Annotated in this window: 1 protein-coding gene; it reads left to right on the top strand. The window is 55.6% G+C overall.

The window, feature by feature from the left end; translation table 11 throughout:
* Positions 1–197: 197 nt before the first annotated feature.
* Positions 198–522: hypothetical protein (locus ACGTN6_RS21045; RefSeq protein ID WP_394595059.1), on the top strand; the 325-nt coding region annotated here is incomplete at its 3' end.

Raw genomic sequence — 522 nt, 5'->3', positions numbered from 1 at the left:
AGTGGTGCTGAGGAGCGCAAGTCATTCACGGCAAGCCGTGAATTATTCACGCCGTAGCGCTTGCCGGCGAATCTCCAGGTGATGGTGGCACCATCACCTGGCTCACGGCAAAGGCGTGAAATTATCACGGCTACATGGGTTCTCTGAATTGCCTGTCTGTTGCAGTTCGTATTCCGGGGTGCGCTGGATCGCCGGCAGTGATCACCATCGTCATGCTATTGGATCAACTGAGGGTGGATAACATGGCCGCTATTCTGTGCTTCCGTTATGACCAGTGGGAGCTGGTCGATATAGAGCAGCTCGAGGAAGGTGATCTGGTGAACCGAGCGGGTGAGCTCTATGAGGTGGCTGCGCCCGGCTACTACCAGGAAGGAACGCCGCACTTACCGGCAAGGCCGTATGATCATGGACCCATTAAACTGGCCATAGGCGAGTCTTCCGACGGCATACCGATTGACCATGCAATCATGGCGATGGACTTCTCAGGTTCGACACTGCGTGAGTTTCCCGATGGAACAGCAC

It is taken from the genome of Halomonas sp. B23F22_20 (assembly GCF_043496985.1).
GTDB lineage: Bacteria > Pseudomonadota > Gammaproteobacteria > Pseudomonadales > Halomonadaceae > Halomonas.
This window is presented reverse-complemented; position numbering and strand designations above follow the sequence as displayed.